Origin of the sequence: Psychrobacter sp. P11G3, from assembly GCF_001435845.1 — a bacterium.
In the GTDB taxonomy this organism is placed as follows: Bacteria; Pseudomonadota; Gammaproteobacteria; order Pseudomonadales; family Moraxellaceae; genus Psychrobacter.
In genome coordinates, this window is the sequence record NZ_CM003596.1 from 2,766,862 (window position 1) to 2,783,473 (window position 16,612).

Annotated in this window: 15 protein-coding genes; 8 read left to right on the forward strand and 7 right to left on the reverse strand. The window is 44.0% G+C overall.

The genetic code is table 11. The annotated features are described in order from the left end of the window. Positions 1-43: 43 nt before the first annotated feature. The 3 genes from AK824_RS11185 (at position 44) to AK824_RS11195 (ending at position 3,036) form a co-directional block, all read left to right on the forward strand. Positions 44-700, forward strand: coding sequence for a methionine ABC transporter permease (locus AK824_RS11185; RefSeq protein ID WP_370587210.1), 657 nt, complete (start codon positions 44-46; stop codon positions 698-700). Positions 701-870: 170 nt separating this feature from the next. Continuing rightward, a complete protein-coding gene (locus AK824_RS11190) occupies positions 871-1,848 on the forward strand; it encodes a MetQ/NlpA family ABC transporter substrate-binding protein (protein ID WP_057761586.1) in 978 nt (325 codons plus the stop codon). A gap of 339 nt (positions 1,849-2,187) precedes the next feature. Next, on the forward strand, positions 2,188-3,036 hold the full coding sequence (locus AK824_RS11195; RefSeq protein WP_057761588.1) for an aldo/keto reductase: 849 nt from the start codon (positions 2,188-2,190) through the stop codon (positions 3,034-3,036). Positions 3,037-3,136: 100 nt separating this feature from the next. Here the strand turns inward: AK824_RS11195 and ccmE are convergent, their stop codons facing one another. From ccmE to ccmA, 5 genes are all read right to left on the reverse strand, one after another. Continuing rightward, a complete protein-coding gene (gene ccmE / locus AK824_RS11200; RefSeq protein WP_057761590.1) occupies positions 3,137-3,637 on the reverse strand; it encodes a cytochrome c maturation protein CcmE in 501 nt (166 codons plus the stop codon). A gap of 243 nt (positions 3,638-3,880) precedes the next feature. Beyond that, a complete protein-coding gene (gene ccmD, locus AK824_RS11205; RefSeq protein ID WP_057761592.1) occupies positions 3,881-4,102 on the reverse strand; it encodes a heme exporter protein CcmD in 222 nt (73 codons plus the stop codon). A 16-nt stretch (positions 4,103-4,118) separates the two neighbouring features. Beyond that, positions 4,119-4,907 (reverse strand): heme ABC transporter permease CcmC, encoded by a 789-nt coding sequence (ccmC, locus tag AK824_RS11210; protein WP_057761594.1) that lies wholly within the window; start codon positions 4,905-4,907, stop codon positions 4,119-4,121. Between the two features lie 230 nt (positions 4,908-5,137). Beyond that, a complete protein-coding gene (locus AK824_RS11215; RefSeq protein ID WP_057762635.1) occupies positions 5,138-5,845 on the reverse strand; it encodes a heme exporter protein CcmB in 708 nt (235 codons plus the stop codon). 84 nt (positions 5,846-5,929) lie between these two features. Further along, entirely contained in the window at positions 5,930-6,559 is a 630-nt protein-coding gene (gene ccmA / locus AK824_RS11220) for a heme ABC exporter ATP-binding protein CcmA (RefSeq protein ID WP_057761596.1), read from the reverse strand. Between the two features lie 159 nt (positions 6,560-6,718). On the opposite strand from ccmA, the gene AK824_RS11225 reads away from it, so the two are divergent. The 3 genes from AK824_RS11225 to AK824_RS11235 all read left to right on the forward strand — a co-directional run bounded on the left by AK824_RS11225 (position 6,719) and on the right by AK824_RS11235 (position 9,762). After that, on the forward strand, positions 6,719-7,828 hold the full coding sequence (locus AK824_RS11225; protein ID WP_197411800.1) for a hypothetical protein: 1,110 nt from the start codon (positions 6,719-6,721) through the stop codon (positions 7,826-7,828). A 30-nt stretch (positions 7,829-7,858) separates the two neighbouring features. Next, a complete protein-coding gene (locus tag AK824_RS11230) occupies positions 7,859-8,719 on the forward strand; it encodes a type III secretion system chaperone family protein (protein WP_057761598.1) in 861 nt (286 codons plus the stop codon). A gap of 128 nt (positions 8,720-8,847) precedes the next feature. Beyond that, positions 8,848-9,762, forward strand: coding sequence for a histone deacetylase family protein (locus AK824_RS11235; protein WP_057761600.1), 915 nt, complete (start codon positions 8,848-8,850; stop codon positions 9,760-9,762). Between the two features lie 204 nt (positions 9,763-9,966). Here AK824_RS11235 and AK824_RS11240 read toward each other — a convergent pair whose 3' ends face one another. Beyond that, entirely contained in the window at positions 9,967-10,749 is a 783-nt protein-coding gene (locus AK824_RS11240) for a sulfite exporter TauE/SafE family protein (protein ID WP_057761602.1), read from the reverse strand. 80 nt (positions 10,750-10,829) lie between these two features. Further along, entirely contained in the window at positions 10,830-12,236 is a 1,407-nt protein-coding gene (coaBC, locus tag AK824_RS11245) for a bifunctional phosphopantothenoylcysteine decarboxylase/phosphopantothenate--cysteine ligase CoaBC (RefSeq protein ID WP_057761604.1), read from the reverse strand. A gap of 128 nt (positions 12,237-12,364) precedes the next feature. Between coaBC and radC the strand changes: the two genes are divergently transcribed. Continuing rightward, positions 12,365-13,048 carry a RadC family protein gene (gene radC, locus AK824_RS11250; protein WP_057761605.1) on the forward strand — a complete coding sequence of 228 codons (684 nt, stop codon included), beginning with the start codon at positions 12,365-12,367 and terminating at the stop codon, positions 13,046-13,048. A gap of 349 nt (positions 13,049-13,397) precedes the next feature. Further along, positions 13,398-16,328 carry an acyl-CoA dehydrogenase gene (locus AK824_RS11255; protein WP_057761607.1) on the forward strand — a complete coding sequence of 977 codons (2,931 nt, stop codon included), beginning with the start codon at positions 13,398-13,400 and terminating at the stop codon, positions 16,326-16,328. The last annotated feature ends 284 nt before the right edge of the window (positions 16,329-16,612 follow it).

A 16,612-nucleotide genomic window follows, 5' to 3' on the forward strand; every position in this document is an offset into this window, starting at 1 on the left:
AGGAGAAATAGATATGTTAACTGGTACTGAATTATCCGCCTCTATAGATAAGCTACTTGTGTTACGCAAAGAGATCGTGAGCGCGTTTATTGATACGTTTGTGATGCTCGGTATTTCAACCACGGTAGCAATCGTCATCGGTGGACTGTTTGGCGTATTCTTGTTTTTGTCTAGTGATCGACAGTTTTTGCAAAACAAGACACTGTACGGTGTACTTGGTGGTATCACCAACTTTATGCGTGCCTTCCCATTTGTAATTTTGATGATTGCGATGAGTCCGTTTACCAAGGCCATCGTTGGTACGGGTATCGGACCGATCGCTGCATCCCTCGTACTTGCTATCGCTGGTTCGTTTTATTTTGCGCGTTTGGTCGAGCAAAATTTACGCGAAGTGCCGCGCGGTATTATCGAAGCCACTGAATCGATGGGTGCCAGGCCTTTTACCATTATTAAAGTACTACTTAATGAAGCGCGCTCAGGTTTAGTATTGTCAGTCACTATTCTTTGTATCAGCTTGCTCTCTTATTCAGCGGCGGCTGGTATGATTGGTGGTGGCGGTTTGGGTGATTTGGCCATTCGTTATGGCTATTATCGCTATCAAACTGAGGTAATGATTTTTATCGTGATTGTACTATCTATCATGGTCGTCTCGATTCAAGCCTCTGGTAACTGGCTCGCCAATCGTTTAGACAAACGTTAAACCGCTTTAGAGAATACTTGACTTTACGAGCGACTAGGTTTATTTTTGGCAACACTCAACCCTTATCTCAGCTCTTACAACAAAAGCAGCATTACTATTTATAATGTTGCTTTTTTAATGTTCAGACGATAAACGTTCTACTCAATCCCATTCATTATTAAGGACATATTATGAAATTAACAGATATCAGCCGTCAGTTAGCTACCGCATTTGCCGCTGTTGGTGTATCAGGTCTAGTCTTAGTCGGTTGCAGCAATTCATCAGCGCCAGAAGCGACTAAAGAGCCAGCAACCGAAGGTGCCACTGCAGAAACTGCCGCTAGCGATATCGACCCTGACCATACTAAAATCGTTATCGGTACGACTGAAGGCGATTTTGCTGATATGGTTCGTAACCAAGTAAAGAGCACGCTTGAAGCTCAAGGTTATGAAGTTGAGTTGATTGCTTTTACTGACTATGTCCGTCCTAACCTTGCATTGGCTGAAGGCGATTTGGATATCAACATCTTCCAGCACAAACCTTATCTTGATAATTTCAAAAAAGAAAACAACCTTGATCTAGTAGAAGCATTCCAAGTACCAACGGCTCCGCTTGGCATTTACTCAGGTAAAAAGACCAGTCTTGATGCTGCATTCAAAGGTATGAGTGTCTCTGCACCAAACGATCCTAGTAACTTTGCACGTGCTTTGGTTATGATGAACGATCTTGGCTGGATCAAATTGAAAGACAACATCGATCCATTGACAGCATCAAAAGCTGATATCGCTGACAACAGCAAATACGATATCGAAATTGTTGAACTAGAAGCTGCTCAATTACCACGCGCACGTGATGAAGTTGACTTCGCGGTTATCAACGGTAACTATGCTACTGACTCTGGTATCAAATTGACCGAAGCATTGTTCCAAGAGCCAAGCTTTGCTTATGTAAACTGGTCAGCAATCAAATCTGCTGATACTGGTAAAAAATGGGTTGAAGATGTGACCAACGCTTATAACTCAGAAGCTTTCAAAAAGTACGCTCATGAAACGTTTCCTGGCTATAAGTACCCAAAAATCTGGGGTACTGATCACAGCGCACATACGGACACTGCTGCTAAAACTGAAAGCGCTGACGCTCCAGAAACTGCAGAAGCTGCTGCTCAATAAGACTTTAAATCAAAAGTACCTAGTTTTTTAGGTGTTATGATTAATAGAAACGCCCATTACTTAAAGTGATGGGCGTTTTTTTTATCTTTCATTTTAGGAGTGCTGTCTTCCAGTACCGTTATCAAAAGACTAACTGTGCATTAAATAACTATCAAATAACTATTAAAAATCACGTTACAGCCTGTTTACCCTTTGTAGGAAACCGTCACTCACTCTTCCACTTGTCCTTGGTTTTTTCTATAGTGGACAGGCTCAATAGTGATTTACTCGTTAGACCATACTATTGATGACATTTAAAACGAATGAAAATTATAAGATACACATAACAAGGATAATAATATGAGCGCTAAAAACTATAATATTCGTACCGCTGGACAAGCAAATATCCCAATCCTAGGCCTAGGTACTTGGCAGTCAACTGGACAAGATTGCGTGGATGTGGTCAAAAAAGCGTTAGAAATGGGGTATGAGCATATCGATACCGCTCAAGCTTATGGCAATGAAAAAGAAGTTGGCGAAGGTATCAGACAGTCAGGCGTGGCTCGCGATAAGTTCTTTTTAACTACCAAGATTTTTCCAGATGATATGAAGTTTGAGCCAGAAAAACTGGTCGCCGCAGCGAAACGTTCTTTGGAAGATTTGGGTACAGATTATGTCGATCTATTGCTATTGCACTGGCCTGATGACCGCGTGCCATTGTCTGAGACTATTCCTGCATTGTGTGAACTCCAAAAGCAAGGCGTGACGCGTCATATTGGTGTTTCAAACTTCAATATTGCTAATATCATTGAGGCCAAGAAATATGCTGATGTGCCTATCGTCGTGAACCAAGTAGAGTTTCATCCCTTTATTAAGCAAAACACATTGCAGACCTTTTTGAATAATCATCACATTCTGCTAGAAGCTTACTCGCCATTAGCGCGTGGTGATGTATTTGATAACGAAGTAATTAAAGAGATTGCAGATAAGCACAACGTAACACCAGCACAAATCTCACTAGCTTGGATCTTATCAGACAAGCATCGTGTGGCTATTCCAAAAACGTCTAACCCTGATCACTTGCAAGGTAATCTAGATGCCATCAAGGTTGAGTTAAGTGCAGACGAATTAGAAAAAATCGGCAACCTAGCCAGCTCTGACGGTCGTAAAATTGAGCATCCTGACTATAGCCCAATATGGGATGACTAATAGAGTTAATAAGTACGATTAATTGATTAGCTAAACAAAGCTCAATAAAAAGCCACCGATTATCGGTGGCTTTTTTATATGGTACGACAACTTATAATCGTTACTGTTGTAGCGTTTCGGTCTCATGAATTTTTTCAGCAGGATTATACTGTTCAGAAGAAGGTATCGCTCCGCTACGATTATTTTCTTTCATAGATTTAGCAACTTCTGGTGGCATATAGTTTTCGTCATGCTTAGCCAACACTTCCCCAGCGACGAAAGTATCGCCCTGCATTTTACCAGTGGCAACGACGCCTGAATTTTCAGCAAATAAATCTGGCAGAATACCTTGGTAAGTCACGGGCACGGTTGACTGAAAATCAGTAATCGCAAACTCAACATTTAATGGATTGTCTGCTGCACGCTGCACACTACCGGCAACCACCATACCTCCAGCACGAATACGTTTGTCTTGAGGCGCTTCACCTTGGGCAATAGCGGTTGCATCAAAGTAGTAGTCAGTTTGCTGTCCAATAGCATAGACAACCAACATAACTGCTATTGCTGCACCTGCCAGCGTAAACATAACCCACGTCAGTTTTTTCCGACGAACTGCATTCATACCACTACCCCATTAATGAGTCACTGTTTTATAAACCATAATCAATCTATAAAGCAGAAAAATTTGAAGAAACCACCATTAGAAAAACGTTCTAAAAATGTCTTTCTAATCGTACTCTTCTAATCGCTATATGGTAGCATTTTTCAGATAAATCAATAAGCCTCATCACTGCCTATAAGGTCATATTTTTGTCAGTGTAAGGATACGGCTCCTTACGCTAAAACCATGATATTAAGATGATTTTTATTCCGCTTGTTTAGTTACAGGCGTTGAGGTTTTGGTCGTTCGTTGTGCTTGTCGCGCTTGCTGGATTGTCAGCTGTTTGATAAGTGACTGTCGTTGTTTGCGGCTATAGATAATAAACGCCAACATCACGCCGATCGTTATCGCCCAGCACGACCACACAAAAACCCCATGCTTACCCATGGCGAAAAACTCAGATACGCTATAAAAGTAAGGCTGCATAGTATTTTCCTAGCCGTTATTTGTGTTGACCACGAATGTATTCTTTAACCCACGCTTTGCCTTGATCACGGTATAAAATCAGCGTGTTGGTACGATAAATCGCTAATGTCGCAACCAGTAAATAGCTGCCGATGATCATCAGTAGCAAAGGCATCCACATATCTGCCGACATCTTCGGTGCGGCAGTCAAACTAAAGGTCGCGCCTTGATGCAAGGTATTCCACCACTCTACTGAGTACTTGATAATAGGCAGGTTCACTGCGCCTACAATAGACAAAATAGCGGCCGCTTTACCACGATTGGCCGTATGCTCAAAAGCGGCAAACAGTGCCATTACGCCCGCGTATAAAAACGCCAATATCAGCATTGACGTAAGGCGCGCATCCCATACCCAGTAAGTACCCCATGTTGGCTTTGCCCAGATAGAGCCTGTAAGCAAACTAATGACACATAGCAAAAAGCCCATTGGGGCAAGTGCCTGCGCAACCAAACTGGCTGTCTTAATCTTCCATACCAAATAAATTACCCCCAAGACCGCAAGGGAAAAATAGATAGAAATGGCAAGACTGGCCGCTGGAACATGGATAAAGATAATGCGATAGCTATTACCCTGAAGATAATCAGGCGGCGCAAAAGCAAGGCCCCATACGCTACCGATGAGCAAACAGAGACTGGCTAGTATCGCTAACCACTTGACCCAAGGGCTAAAGATACGAAAAAACTGCTTGGTACCCACAGTGGTCAAGAAACCCTGCCAAATGCGCTGCCACAAGCTAGGGGATGAGACGTTATTCAGGTTGGGCATTGGAAGAAACCTATTACACAGCTTACTGGTGATAAATGATGCGGTCTATATAAGCACCACTATCAACTCACCTGCTGGCGTTAAACACTGGATAGAATCTGCAAAGAGCTGTTTACGTATTCAATTGACTATTATAGCAAAATTGCCAGTTTTCACCACGATGTTAATACATGTGATGCAGATAACTAAATTTAGATAACTGGACTTTAGGATTACAAAACGCAAATCGTTTAATTGAGCCATGACATTTTTAAAGTTGTAGCAATCACCCAAGGCATAACTAGGACAGAAACAATACTTCCTGCTAGTAATAAAGCTAAGATAGGCAAACCATTCAGCCCAGAGGCAAATAAATCAACCGCACCCGTAGCAAAAATCAATACTGGCAACTGCATCGGTAAAGCAATCAAAGGCACCAATACTGCCCCATTCTTTAACGATAGCGTCAAGCTACTAGCAATCGCGGATAGCATTAGGAGAATTGGGCTACCTGTCACGATAGAAGCCATCAATATCCACGCTTCAAACCAACTAAGCTGAAACAACGGCACGGCAAGCAAACTAAGCGCTGCCACAATACCACTGCTAAAAATCCAATGAATGACCAGTCTAATAAATACCCATAACGGTAGTGACGCTTTGGCGACGACCAATTGCGCAAGCGTACCGTTATCAAGCGCAGGCTTGAACAAGCCATCAACGCCCATTACCAGTGACAGCAACGCAGCAATCCACACTGCTGATACGCCCAGACGCTGCAATAGCGCAGGCTCACTACCCACTGCCAACGGAAACAAAGTGATAATCACTAAGAACAGCACTAATGGATACAACCATTGTACCGCTCCTTGCTGCTTGACTTGCCATTCGCGTCGCCATAGCTGCAGGAAGCCAATACTGCGAGGTGCCGCAACAATAGCATTTGGACTTTTATTCATGGCTGCTACTGATCCTACTTGTATTGGACTGTCTGTCATTATTTGTCCTTGCACATATGCTGATGGTACTGATAGCAATCAAACTTATACCATGTAATCTGACAAATCGAGCACTTGATTGGCGACACCGACTGCTTGATGGCTGGTCATTAGTATCGACCCGCCAGCCTGTGCAAAGTCGCGTAACCGCGCTTCTATACGTGCCACCATATCAACATCCAGTGCCGTGAAAGGCTCATCAAGTAACCAGAGCGGTGTTAAATCAGGAGTTAGTAGGTACAATCTGGCCAGCGTGATGCGCCGCGTTTGCCCAGCGGACAGGTGGCTTGAGCTGATCGTCTCAAACCCTTGCAGTCCAACCCATGTGAGCGCATCATCAATATCGGTAATACTTGGCGTGATACCATATAGGTTCAGCAGAAATGTCAGATTCTGTGCTACTGTCAGATTTGGATGGATGCCCAACTGGTGCGAGACATATAAAGGTTGAATGGGCAGGCACGACTGTCCTTGATAAGTAACTTCACCTGACAAAACAGGTAACAATCCAGCCAACTGCATGAGTAACGTGGTCTTTCCCGTCCCATTTGCCCCGATTAGATGGCAAATACTACCTGCAGATAGCTCCAACGCAACGCCTTCGCACAGCGGTATCTCACCGCGCTGAACCGTCAGCTCCTCAAGTGCAAGTAAAGGCGTATCCAAAACCGTCATCAAAACCTCTGGTTATTTATCAAGCAGTCAATATTCATCACAAACAAAGGTAATGTTCGTGGCATAATACCCTATGCTCGCTACAAACACACAGTATAACAAATTGTCGATTACTCTGACTTCAAAAAGTACGACCTCAAAAAAATACGACTTTAAAATATGACCTCAAAACCTATGCCGACTTCACAAGATAGCCAAAAACCTAATACTGCTGCAGAGACTAACAATGACAACGCAGACACTAACTTGTTAAAAGAGCCATCAGCCAGCCGTTTGACAGTAGATAGCTTGATCGATGCTCAAGTCAACTTTATGCAGCAGTGGTTGCACAATCAAGCTGAGCCACTAGCGATGGAAGCTTGGCAATGGTTTGGTGCGCAGCCTTTGAGCAAATATATCACCTGTGACCATTTACAGCAGCTGATGAAAGACTGGCTGTTAAATCAGCAGATGACTGAGGTGATGCGTACCGATATCCGTGATATTTTGCACACCATTATTTATCACCCAGTCAATGATAACGTGCCTTTGTCTGAGCTGATCGATGATGCCCAAGTTGAAACGCTGGCCAACTATATCGGTAGCCATGAGCAGCAGCGCAACATATTGATTCATACGCTGGTCGGTAACGAAACCTTTGCAGATTTATTGACCCAAACACTCTATCACGCTATCAATGACTTTATGGAAAGCACCCTCGATAAAGCAGGTGGCGTTGGTAAATTGATGAAGCTTGGGCGTAGCTCTTTTGAAAAAGCGACCAACAGAAACCTCGATGAAAAACTGCAAACGTACCTGCATCGCAATATCAAAGATTTGACGCGCAAAGCCGAAGCCAATGCCCAAGAACACTTATCAAACGAAGAAGTGGCGCGCCTGATGGTTATGGGCTGGGATCGTATCAAAGACCAACCGATTAGCGAGCTACAAACCTATTTAAGCGATGAGCCTGGTAACAGTAGCATTGACCATATCGAAGCCAGTATCCAACAAAGCTACAATCGTCTACGACTGTCACCGTATCTGCACAGCTTAGTCTCGGCAAGCATTGACACTTGGTATGCCAATCATCAGTCTGACACGATGGCGACCATTGCGGCGAGTTTGCACATTGACGAAGCAGCCATGAAGCAATGTAGCACTACACTACTGCCTATCGTTTACAATGCTCTTGAGACGCCTTGGTTAACGGCTCATATTCGTGAAATGCTAGAAGCGTTCTATGCACAGCCTACTATCAAAGAAGGTTTGGCATTCACTCACGATTAATTTATAACCCTTACTTGTCAGCATACAATTATGAGTCAACGCAATAAACTCAGCTTATGGCAAAAGATCAAACGGTTACTGACTGCTGCCGCACCGCAGTCAGTCGTCGATGCTGCAAGCGAGCAAGGGCATGCATCACTTGCTGACAGCGAGATTAATAATACAAAAAATATATCAGCTGATATTTCTAATATCAGTTCTCAAGCTACTGATAGTACTATCTCTGATATCTCTCATGAATTAGAGGCGAATCAGAGCAGCGAACAGGATAGCAATCAAGCACAAGCACAAGCAAATACATCTCAACTCAAAACCAATAACCTAAAAACCGATAGCGCAAATGCAGAATCTCAAAACCAAAGTGATACGCCTATCGTCGACTGCTTAAAGCAATACTTCAATGACAAACAGTGGCACTACACGCATTATCGACCCAAAACCAACGATAGCCAAAAATCGCATCATTTTTCCTTGAGAATGCGTCATAAGCAAATAAACTGTGGCTATCTGTTTCGGGTGCAAGAAAAAAACAAACTGTTAGCCATCTACGGCATCTTGCCATTTTTGATACCAGAAACTCATCAAAGCGCTGCGATGCTACTTATCACCCAAATCAACTATGACATGCTAGTCGGTAATCTAGAGATGGATGTCAACGATGGTGAGATACGCTACAAAAATGCTATCGATGTCGAAGCAGTTGGTCTAGATAATGAGATCATTGAGCATTTACTCCAAAGCGTGGTTGCGATGACTACGGTCGCCAACGAGCTATTTGGCAACTTGGTTAATAATCAAGACCCTGCTGAAGACATGCAAACGCTACTTGTAGAGCTACGTCAACAGACAGACGCGCGCACTTTCTTTCTGCCGACTCAGTTTGTTCAATAGTTCAGTCCGTTCGATAATTAAGTTCATCCGATAAACTGGTTTTTCAATCAAGCCATAACCGACGATAGCTGATACTTGTCCCTTTATTTTTCTATCCAAAAAACCATCAATACTAAGCTAGAAATCTTATGCTAAAAATTGCCTACTCTGACGTCTTTCGCTACTCCGTGCCCGAAAAGCACCGCTTCCCCATGCAAAAGTACATTATGATTCCTGAGCGTCTACTGGCAGAAGGCACTATCAGCCAAGATAACTTCTTTGCCCCTGCTCGCTTAAGCGAAGATGAGATTTTGACCACGCATACCGCAGAGTACTGGTATCAGCTTAAAACTCAAACACTGCCGCGCAAGGCTGCTCGTGCGATCGGATTTGAGATGACGCCGCAGTTGGTCGAGCGCGGACGTTATATTGCTCATGCAACGTATGAATGCGCGCTATATGCTCAGCAATATGGCGTAGCGATGAACGTCGCAGGCGGCACCCATCACTCCTTTGCTGGTCATGGAGAAGGGTTTTGCGTATTTAATGATGTCTGTATCGCTAGCAACTTATTGCTAAATCGTAGACAGGCAAAAAAGATTTTAGTTATCGATTTGGACGTTCATCAAGGCAATGGCAACGCCAGCATCATGGCAGATGAGCCCCGCGTTTTTATCTTTAGTATGCATGGGGCAAAGAACTACCCGTTTCGTAAGCAAGTATCTGACTTGGATATTGAGCTAGACAATGATACCGGCGATGCTGAGTATTTACAGATATTAGAAGACACGCTGCCACGCTTAATCGCTGAGGTTGCACCAGATATGATTTTTTATCAGTCTGCTGTCGACGTGCTCGCCACCGACAAGCTCGGCAAACTTGGATTGACACAAGCAGGATGCAAGGCGCGTGATGAATATGTACTGCAGCAAGCAAAAGCTGCCAATATTCCTGTCGCTATCGTGATGGGTGGCGGCTACTCAGAAGATATCGAAGACGTGGTTGAAGCGCACTGCAATACCTTTCGTTTGGCACAGCAGATATTTTTTGAAGCATTGGTCTAGGACGTGTCCTCAATTCAAACGAGTGTCCTTTAAATGGGCCAAAAATAGCTAAATCTTGTCAAACAGCGTCAAATAGTTGGGCAATATCTCGATATTATCTGCACTATTTTCCTTGTTTGACAGCAATTTATCTTATTTTTCTCACCATTTTTGAAATGAGGACACGCCCTAATAAAATATCGCTGAAAAGGCTTATATCTTTAGCTATAACAATGCGGTAATACCTTGCCAACCGACACGTATTCCGAGCACGATTAAAATCAATAAAATAAGCTGACGAAAACGCGCTTGCGGCAAATAGCGACGCAAACGGATTCCAACTAGCAGTGTGACTATAGACAGCACACTTAAAAAAGTAATCAGCTGCCACTCACCACTGCTCAGTGCCATGATAGGCTCACGCAACACGATAATTTGAGCAATCTTTCCTAAGAAATAGCACATGTTGCCGACTTTGGCGATGGTATTTTTATCGTCACTGGCAGACAGTAAATACATCATCAGTATGGTCGACATCGCATTGGTCGAGCCGCCGATGACGCCTGCACCAAAGCCAACGGCAATTAACATAGGTCTGGTGTTTGGTAGACGGATTTGCTTACCGAGTAAACTACTCACAACGTAGAAAGCAATGACCGCGGCCAACAATAAAAGAATATAAGCACTATCGACCCATAGCAATAGTTTCGCACCTAAAATACTACCCAATAGGCTAGTAAGCGCAAGCAACCAATAGCGTCTGCCGTAGTAGATAAAGTTTTGCCAAATGGTGCGCTCACCGCCTACTAGCCAGGTCATCACATTAACGACTAGCGAGGGGAAAATCACTAACACAATGGCGTGTTGCAATGGGTACATACTAGCAAGCGCAGTGGTCGTCACTAGCGTTGCGCCAAGTCCGCTAATACCATGTAGCAGTGAGGCAAGCGCAAAAATGATCGTCAGCACTAGCATCTGAGTGCTATCGTTACCAGCTATATTCATCATATCGGTCATACCATTTGAGGCTCAGCGTCTATATCTACACACTATCTACATGCTAGCTATCAGATTTAGCGTCTGTAGCTCTAACTATCTTTACGTTGACCAATTGCTTGACCGATGATGCTAGCTAGTTGCTCAGCAATTTTATCTTTACTGGTCTTCTCAAGTGTTACTGTGTCACGCTCATAGCGCTCAGAGAAAAACACCTGCATCGCATTGTCATCACTAGCAAAACCAATATCTGCACGTGAGACATCATTGCAAGCAATCATATCCAAATCTTTTGCGACCAACTTACCACGGGCATAACGCTCGACATCTTGCGTCTCTGCTGCAAAACCAACGACAAATAGCTCTGGATGCGCAAGAGAAATTGTCGCTAGAATATCAGGGTTTTTAACCAAACTGAGCGTCATGGCATCTTGTGTTTTTTTGATTTTTTGCGGTGCGGCTTCTTCTGTACGATAATCTGCCACGGCTGCGGTCGCGATAAAGATATCTGCTTTTACAAATTGGTTGTCATCATGAGAATGTAGCAAGTCATTATGGTCATGGTCGCTTACATCGTCATCACCGCAACCACAATCGCCATGATGATGCTCGTGAGTGTGAGAATGGTTATGAGAGTGATCGTGCTCATGAGAATGGTCATGCTCTTCTTCAAGGACAAATTGCAGCTCGCTATGCGTACCTTCCACACATTGCTGCGCCGTTATCAGCATATCTTCGGCAGACAGCACATCGATTCGTGTGACATTAAGCGGCGTGGGCAATGCCACTTTACCACCAGCGATCAAGACAACGTCTGCACCAGCAGCCACACAGGCACGTGCCAATGCAAAGCCCATTTTTCCTGAAGAGTGATTAGACAGATAACGCACAGGGTCAATCGCTTCTACCGTTGGACCTGCAGTAATGACTACTCTTTTACCTGCTAGCAACTGCGGCGTTGTATTCATTGCTATGAATAGTAACACCTCATCTAATAATTGCTCAGGCTCAGGCAATCGCCCTGCTCCGACATCACCGCACGCTTGCTCACCGCTAGCTGGTTGGATAATTTGATAATTCATATCGCGCAATGTTTGCACGTTTAGACTGACTGCTGGATGCGCCCACATCTGCTGATTCATGGCAGGAGCAATAATGACGGGCGCAGTAGTGGCCAGACACACTGTGGTCAATAGATCATCAGCCATACCCATGGCCAGACGCGCAAGCGTATTGGCTGAAGCAGGTGCAATCACGATTAAGTCGGCCCACTTAGCCAGCTCAATATGCCCCATGCCTGCCTCGGCTTGCTCATCGAGCAACGATACATGCACCTCGTTACCCGTTAATGCTTGTAGAGTCAGCGGTGTGATAAATGCTTGTGCGCCTGTCGTCATGATAACGCGCACATCAAAGCCTGCCTTCACTAACAAGCGGGCAAATATAGCAGATTTATAAGCGGCGATACCGCCAGTAATAGCAAGCACAATATTGGACATAAGCGTGGCATCAACAAAAAAGTGAAAAGATAAAATTGCGCTTATAGTAACAATTATGAGATAAATTGGGTAAGATTTTCCGTATCTATCTCAGATAACGAGTATCCACCCATTTTCAAGGAGTGACAATGGCGATCAAAGACTGGCATGAGGATGACAGGCCACGCGAAAAACTTTTAAAATTTGGTGCAGCTCATTTGTCTGATGCCGAGATACTGGCCATATTTTTGCGCACCGGTACTCAGTCTCAATCAGCGATTGAATTAGCGCGGCATTTGATTGATCAGTTTGGTAGCTTAGCCGAGCTATTAGCCGCCCCTCAACAGACGGTTCTTGCCTGTCATGGTATGGGTCCTGCAAAGTACGCCCAAATATTAGCCTCACTTGAGATGGGTACGCGCTATCTGGACAGTCAACTCAAAACTGGGCAAGCACTAGGACGCTCACAAGCGGTCAAAGACTATATCAGCACTCAGTTGCGCGGTGAGCACCGTGAAGTATTTGCAGTGCTCTGTCTGGATAATGCCCTCAACCTTTTAAACTTTGAGATATTATTCACTGGTGGCATCTCATCATGCTCGGTCTGTATCAAGCACGTACTGCGACATGCACTAAGCCATGCTGCTAGCCAACTTATCATCGCGCATAATCATCCTCATACCGATGCCAAGCCATCAACGGCAGATAACTTACTGACCTATGAGCTAAAAAAAGCCTGTGACCTGCTAGATATCTCGCTTGTCGATCACATTATCGTCGGACGTAACGATACTTTGTCTTATGCCGAGAGCTGCCTTGCCCCTTTTAGTTAGCCCTTTGGCTAGTTCTCGATAATAGCTAGCTATGTAATCCATGTGTCTGTTTGGAAAACCTGCAAACAATTATGTTTGATACATATCATCGACAGAGCGTAGCATTTTGGCTCTTGATAGTTATCGACAACTGTTTCATATTAGTAGCCATTCTTGTCATTTATTTATCGTTTAATTACTAGACCGTTAATACTGGTACTTAAGAGACGTAGAACCGAGCATTTATGGATTAACAAATCATTCAATATATTTATAAGACAGTGAGTGGCAAGACGAAAAATAATTATAGTTAGTTTATTCACTTACGTACTTTTCGCATTTTTTATTCAGCGCTTTAAAGGAGATAGTCATGGCAATTGGCTTGTTTATTTTGGCAGTCATCATTCAGTTAGCCGTGGTCTTGGCCATCTTTTTGTTGTCCTTATCACGGGTCACCGGTAGCATCGTCGCCCTAATTACGGTTATCGTTACCGCAATTATCAGCCCATGGTCGCTCATTTTGGGTATACCAATGGCACTATTGTGCTTGGTCTTACTCGTTGCACCGCTTCGCCAATCGTTAATCACTAAGCCTGTATATAAAGCGCTAGGCGGTGCGATGCCGAGTATGAGTGATACAGAGCGTGAAGCGCTTGATGCGGGTACGAGTTGGTGGGAAAAAGAGCTGTTTATGGGTGCGCCAAACTGGGATACCTTTGCCAATTATCCTTATCCGCAGCTTTCAGAAGAAGAGCAGAGTTTCATCGATAATGAAGTAGAAACCTTATGCGCCATGCTTGATGAATGGCAAATTCAGCATAAAGATAAAGATTTATCACCTGAAGCATGGCAATTTATCAAAAGTAATGGCTTCTTAGGTTTAATCATTCCAAAAGAATTTGGCGGCTTAGAATTTAGCTCTTATGCGCAAAGCCGTGTAATGAGCAAGATTGCATCGCGCTCGCCGACTGCCGCTGTGACCTGTATGGTTCCCAACTCGCTCGGCCCTGGTGAGCTATTGATGCATTATGGTACAGACGAGCAAAAGCAGCGCTGGTTGCCAGGTCTTGCGAAAGGTGATGAAGTGCCTTGCTTTGGTTTGACTGGCCCTGAAGCTGGCTCTGATGCAGGTGCGATTCCTGATACAGGTGTAGTCTGCTACGGTATGCACGAAGGCGAACAAGTGCTTGGCTTACGCATGAACTTCTCTAAGCGCTGGATTACCCTAGCACCTGTCGCTACTGTCGTTGGTTTAGCATTTAAAATGCATGATCCAGAAGGTCTGCTTGGCAATCCTGAAAAAACCGATTATGGCATTACTTGTGCCCTTGTTCCAGCTAACCACGAAGGTGTCATAACAGGGCCACGTCATAATCCAATCGGCTCACCGTTTATGAATGGTACGGTCGATGGCAAAGACGTCTTTATCCCATTAGATTACATCATCGGTGGCGTCGAGAACGCTGGTCGCGGCTGGCGTATGCTTATGGAATGCTTGGGCGTTGGTCGAGGTATTTCTCTGCCCGCTCTGTCGACATCAGCCAGTGAAATGACCTATCTATCTGTCGGCGCGTTCGCGAAAGTTCGCGAACAGTTCAAGATATCAGTAGGTAAATTTGAAGGTGTACAAGACGCTACTAGCCGTATGGCGAGTAACACTTATATGTTAGAAGCGTTCCGACATTTGGTCACTTGCGGATTAAACCAAGGTGGCACGCCATCAGTCATGACTGCCATGGCAAAATACTATGCGACTGAAACCATGCGTAGCGTCGTCAACGACGGTATGGATGTGGTCGGTGGTCGTGCTGTACAGATGGGTCCGCGTAACTTCTTAGCAACACCTTATCAGGCGATTCCTGTATCTATCACGGTCGAAGGCGCTAACATTTTGACCCGCTCACTCATGATCTTTGGTCAAGGTGCGATGCGTTGTCATCCTTACTTGTTCGATGAGCTTCAGTTACTACAAAGCGAAGACAAAGCGGCTGCTACTGAAAAGTTTGATACCCTTTTCTTTAAGCATTTAGGCTACACGTTTAACCGTGGCGCCAAAGCCTTTGTCGCAGGTTACATCGGTGGTAGCGATAAGGCCCCGAGTTTCGCAGATGCTTTTACTCGTCCCTATTACAAACATATCAATCGTCTCAGTGCGAGCTTTGCCCTAACTGCTGACATGGCATTAGGATTACTAGCAGGAGACTTAAAACGTAAAGAGATGCTCTCTGGTCGTTTAGCAGATATCCATAGTCATCTATTTATTGCGACTGCTATTTTGCAGTTCTATGAGCATGGTAGTAAGTCAGAGTCTGAGCGATTGCATGCCGAAGTTGCGCTACAAAACAGCTTGTATACGATTCAAGAAGCCTTTGTGTCATTCTTTGCCAACTTCCCGAATCGTATGGCAGCCAATGTGGTCAGCTTTGTGACTTTCCCAAGTGGACGTATCTTTACCCCAGCAAGCGATGAGCTAAAACGCCAATTGGGTGATACTTTCATGGATGACTTTGCAGCCAACCCATTCCGCGATTATCTTAAAACCATGGTTTATTACAATACCGATGCAGACGATGTAACTGGTCGTATGGAGCATGCTTATCAGACGTTGGTCGAAATCGAACCATTGTGGCAGAAGTTTAAAAAAGCAGAGCATCAAGACAGCTTTGAAGGTCTAACCTTTGAAGACCATGTGGTACACGCCAGTCAAAATGGCGGCATTACCGAAGAAGAAGCAGAAGTGCTGATTCAATATAACGCCATGCGTTTTGATTCATTATTGACCGATACGTTTGACGAGCATCTATCGGAAGCGCTAGAACGTGACAATCCGCATGCCCTCGAAAATGCAGTTCATCAACTGACTGATTACGCACAGCTAAAAAGACAAGCTCAGAGTAAAAACGGTATCGCTGTGGATACCGATGCATCTGTCGTCGATGAGCTAGCCACTAACGAACCAGCTGTTAATGATCTAGACAGTCCTGCAAATACAGACAACCATACTGGCGATGCCAATCCTAATCATGGTTACGAAAGTAATGGCGATGTAGAGTTAGTCAGTGAGCAAGATACTATTAAAGAAGTACATTCGCAGACAGATTTTGAAGAGTCAGAGCCTGAGATAGAGGCACTCGATCATCGCCATCGTGATGCTGAGTCACATCTTAACGAGCGTATGGGCAATAATCACAATCGTCATATTGCACCACCTGACGAGATCAATGCTGAAGCAAGTGATAATGATATCAAGCCCTTAGAACGCCAATCACCTTTATCACGCGAAGAAGACGATAAGGCTTAATAGTCTATTCTGTTTTTAATATTGCTATTAGAAACTGAGTATTATTAGATTTTATAGTAAAACTTTCACGTTTTATTAGCCAGACTATCTATAAACGATAGTCTGGCTTTTTTAGGTCTATTGGAAATTCTAAGCTTAACTAATCATATGAGTCTTATTCTTTTCTTTGCATTTCGATAATTTGAAATCAATGGTTCAATATCAATAGTTTGACATATTCGCTTACCCTAAAAACTCTTTCATGAATATTTTGTTTCATATGGGAAACAAACCGTTTAGAATAA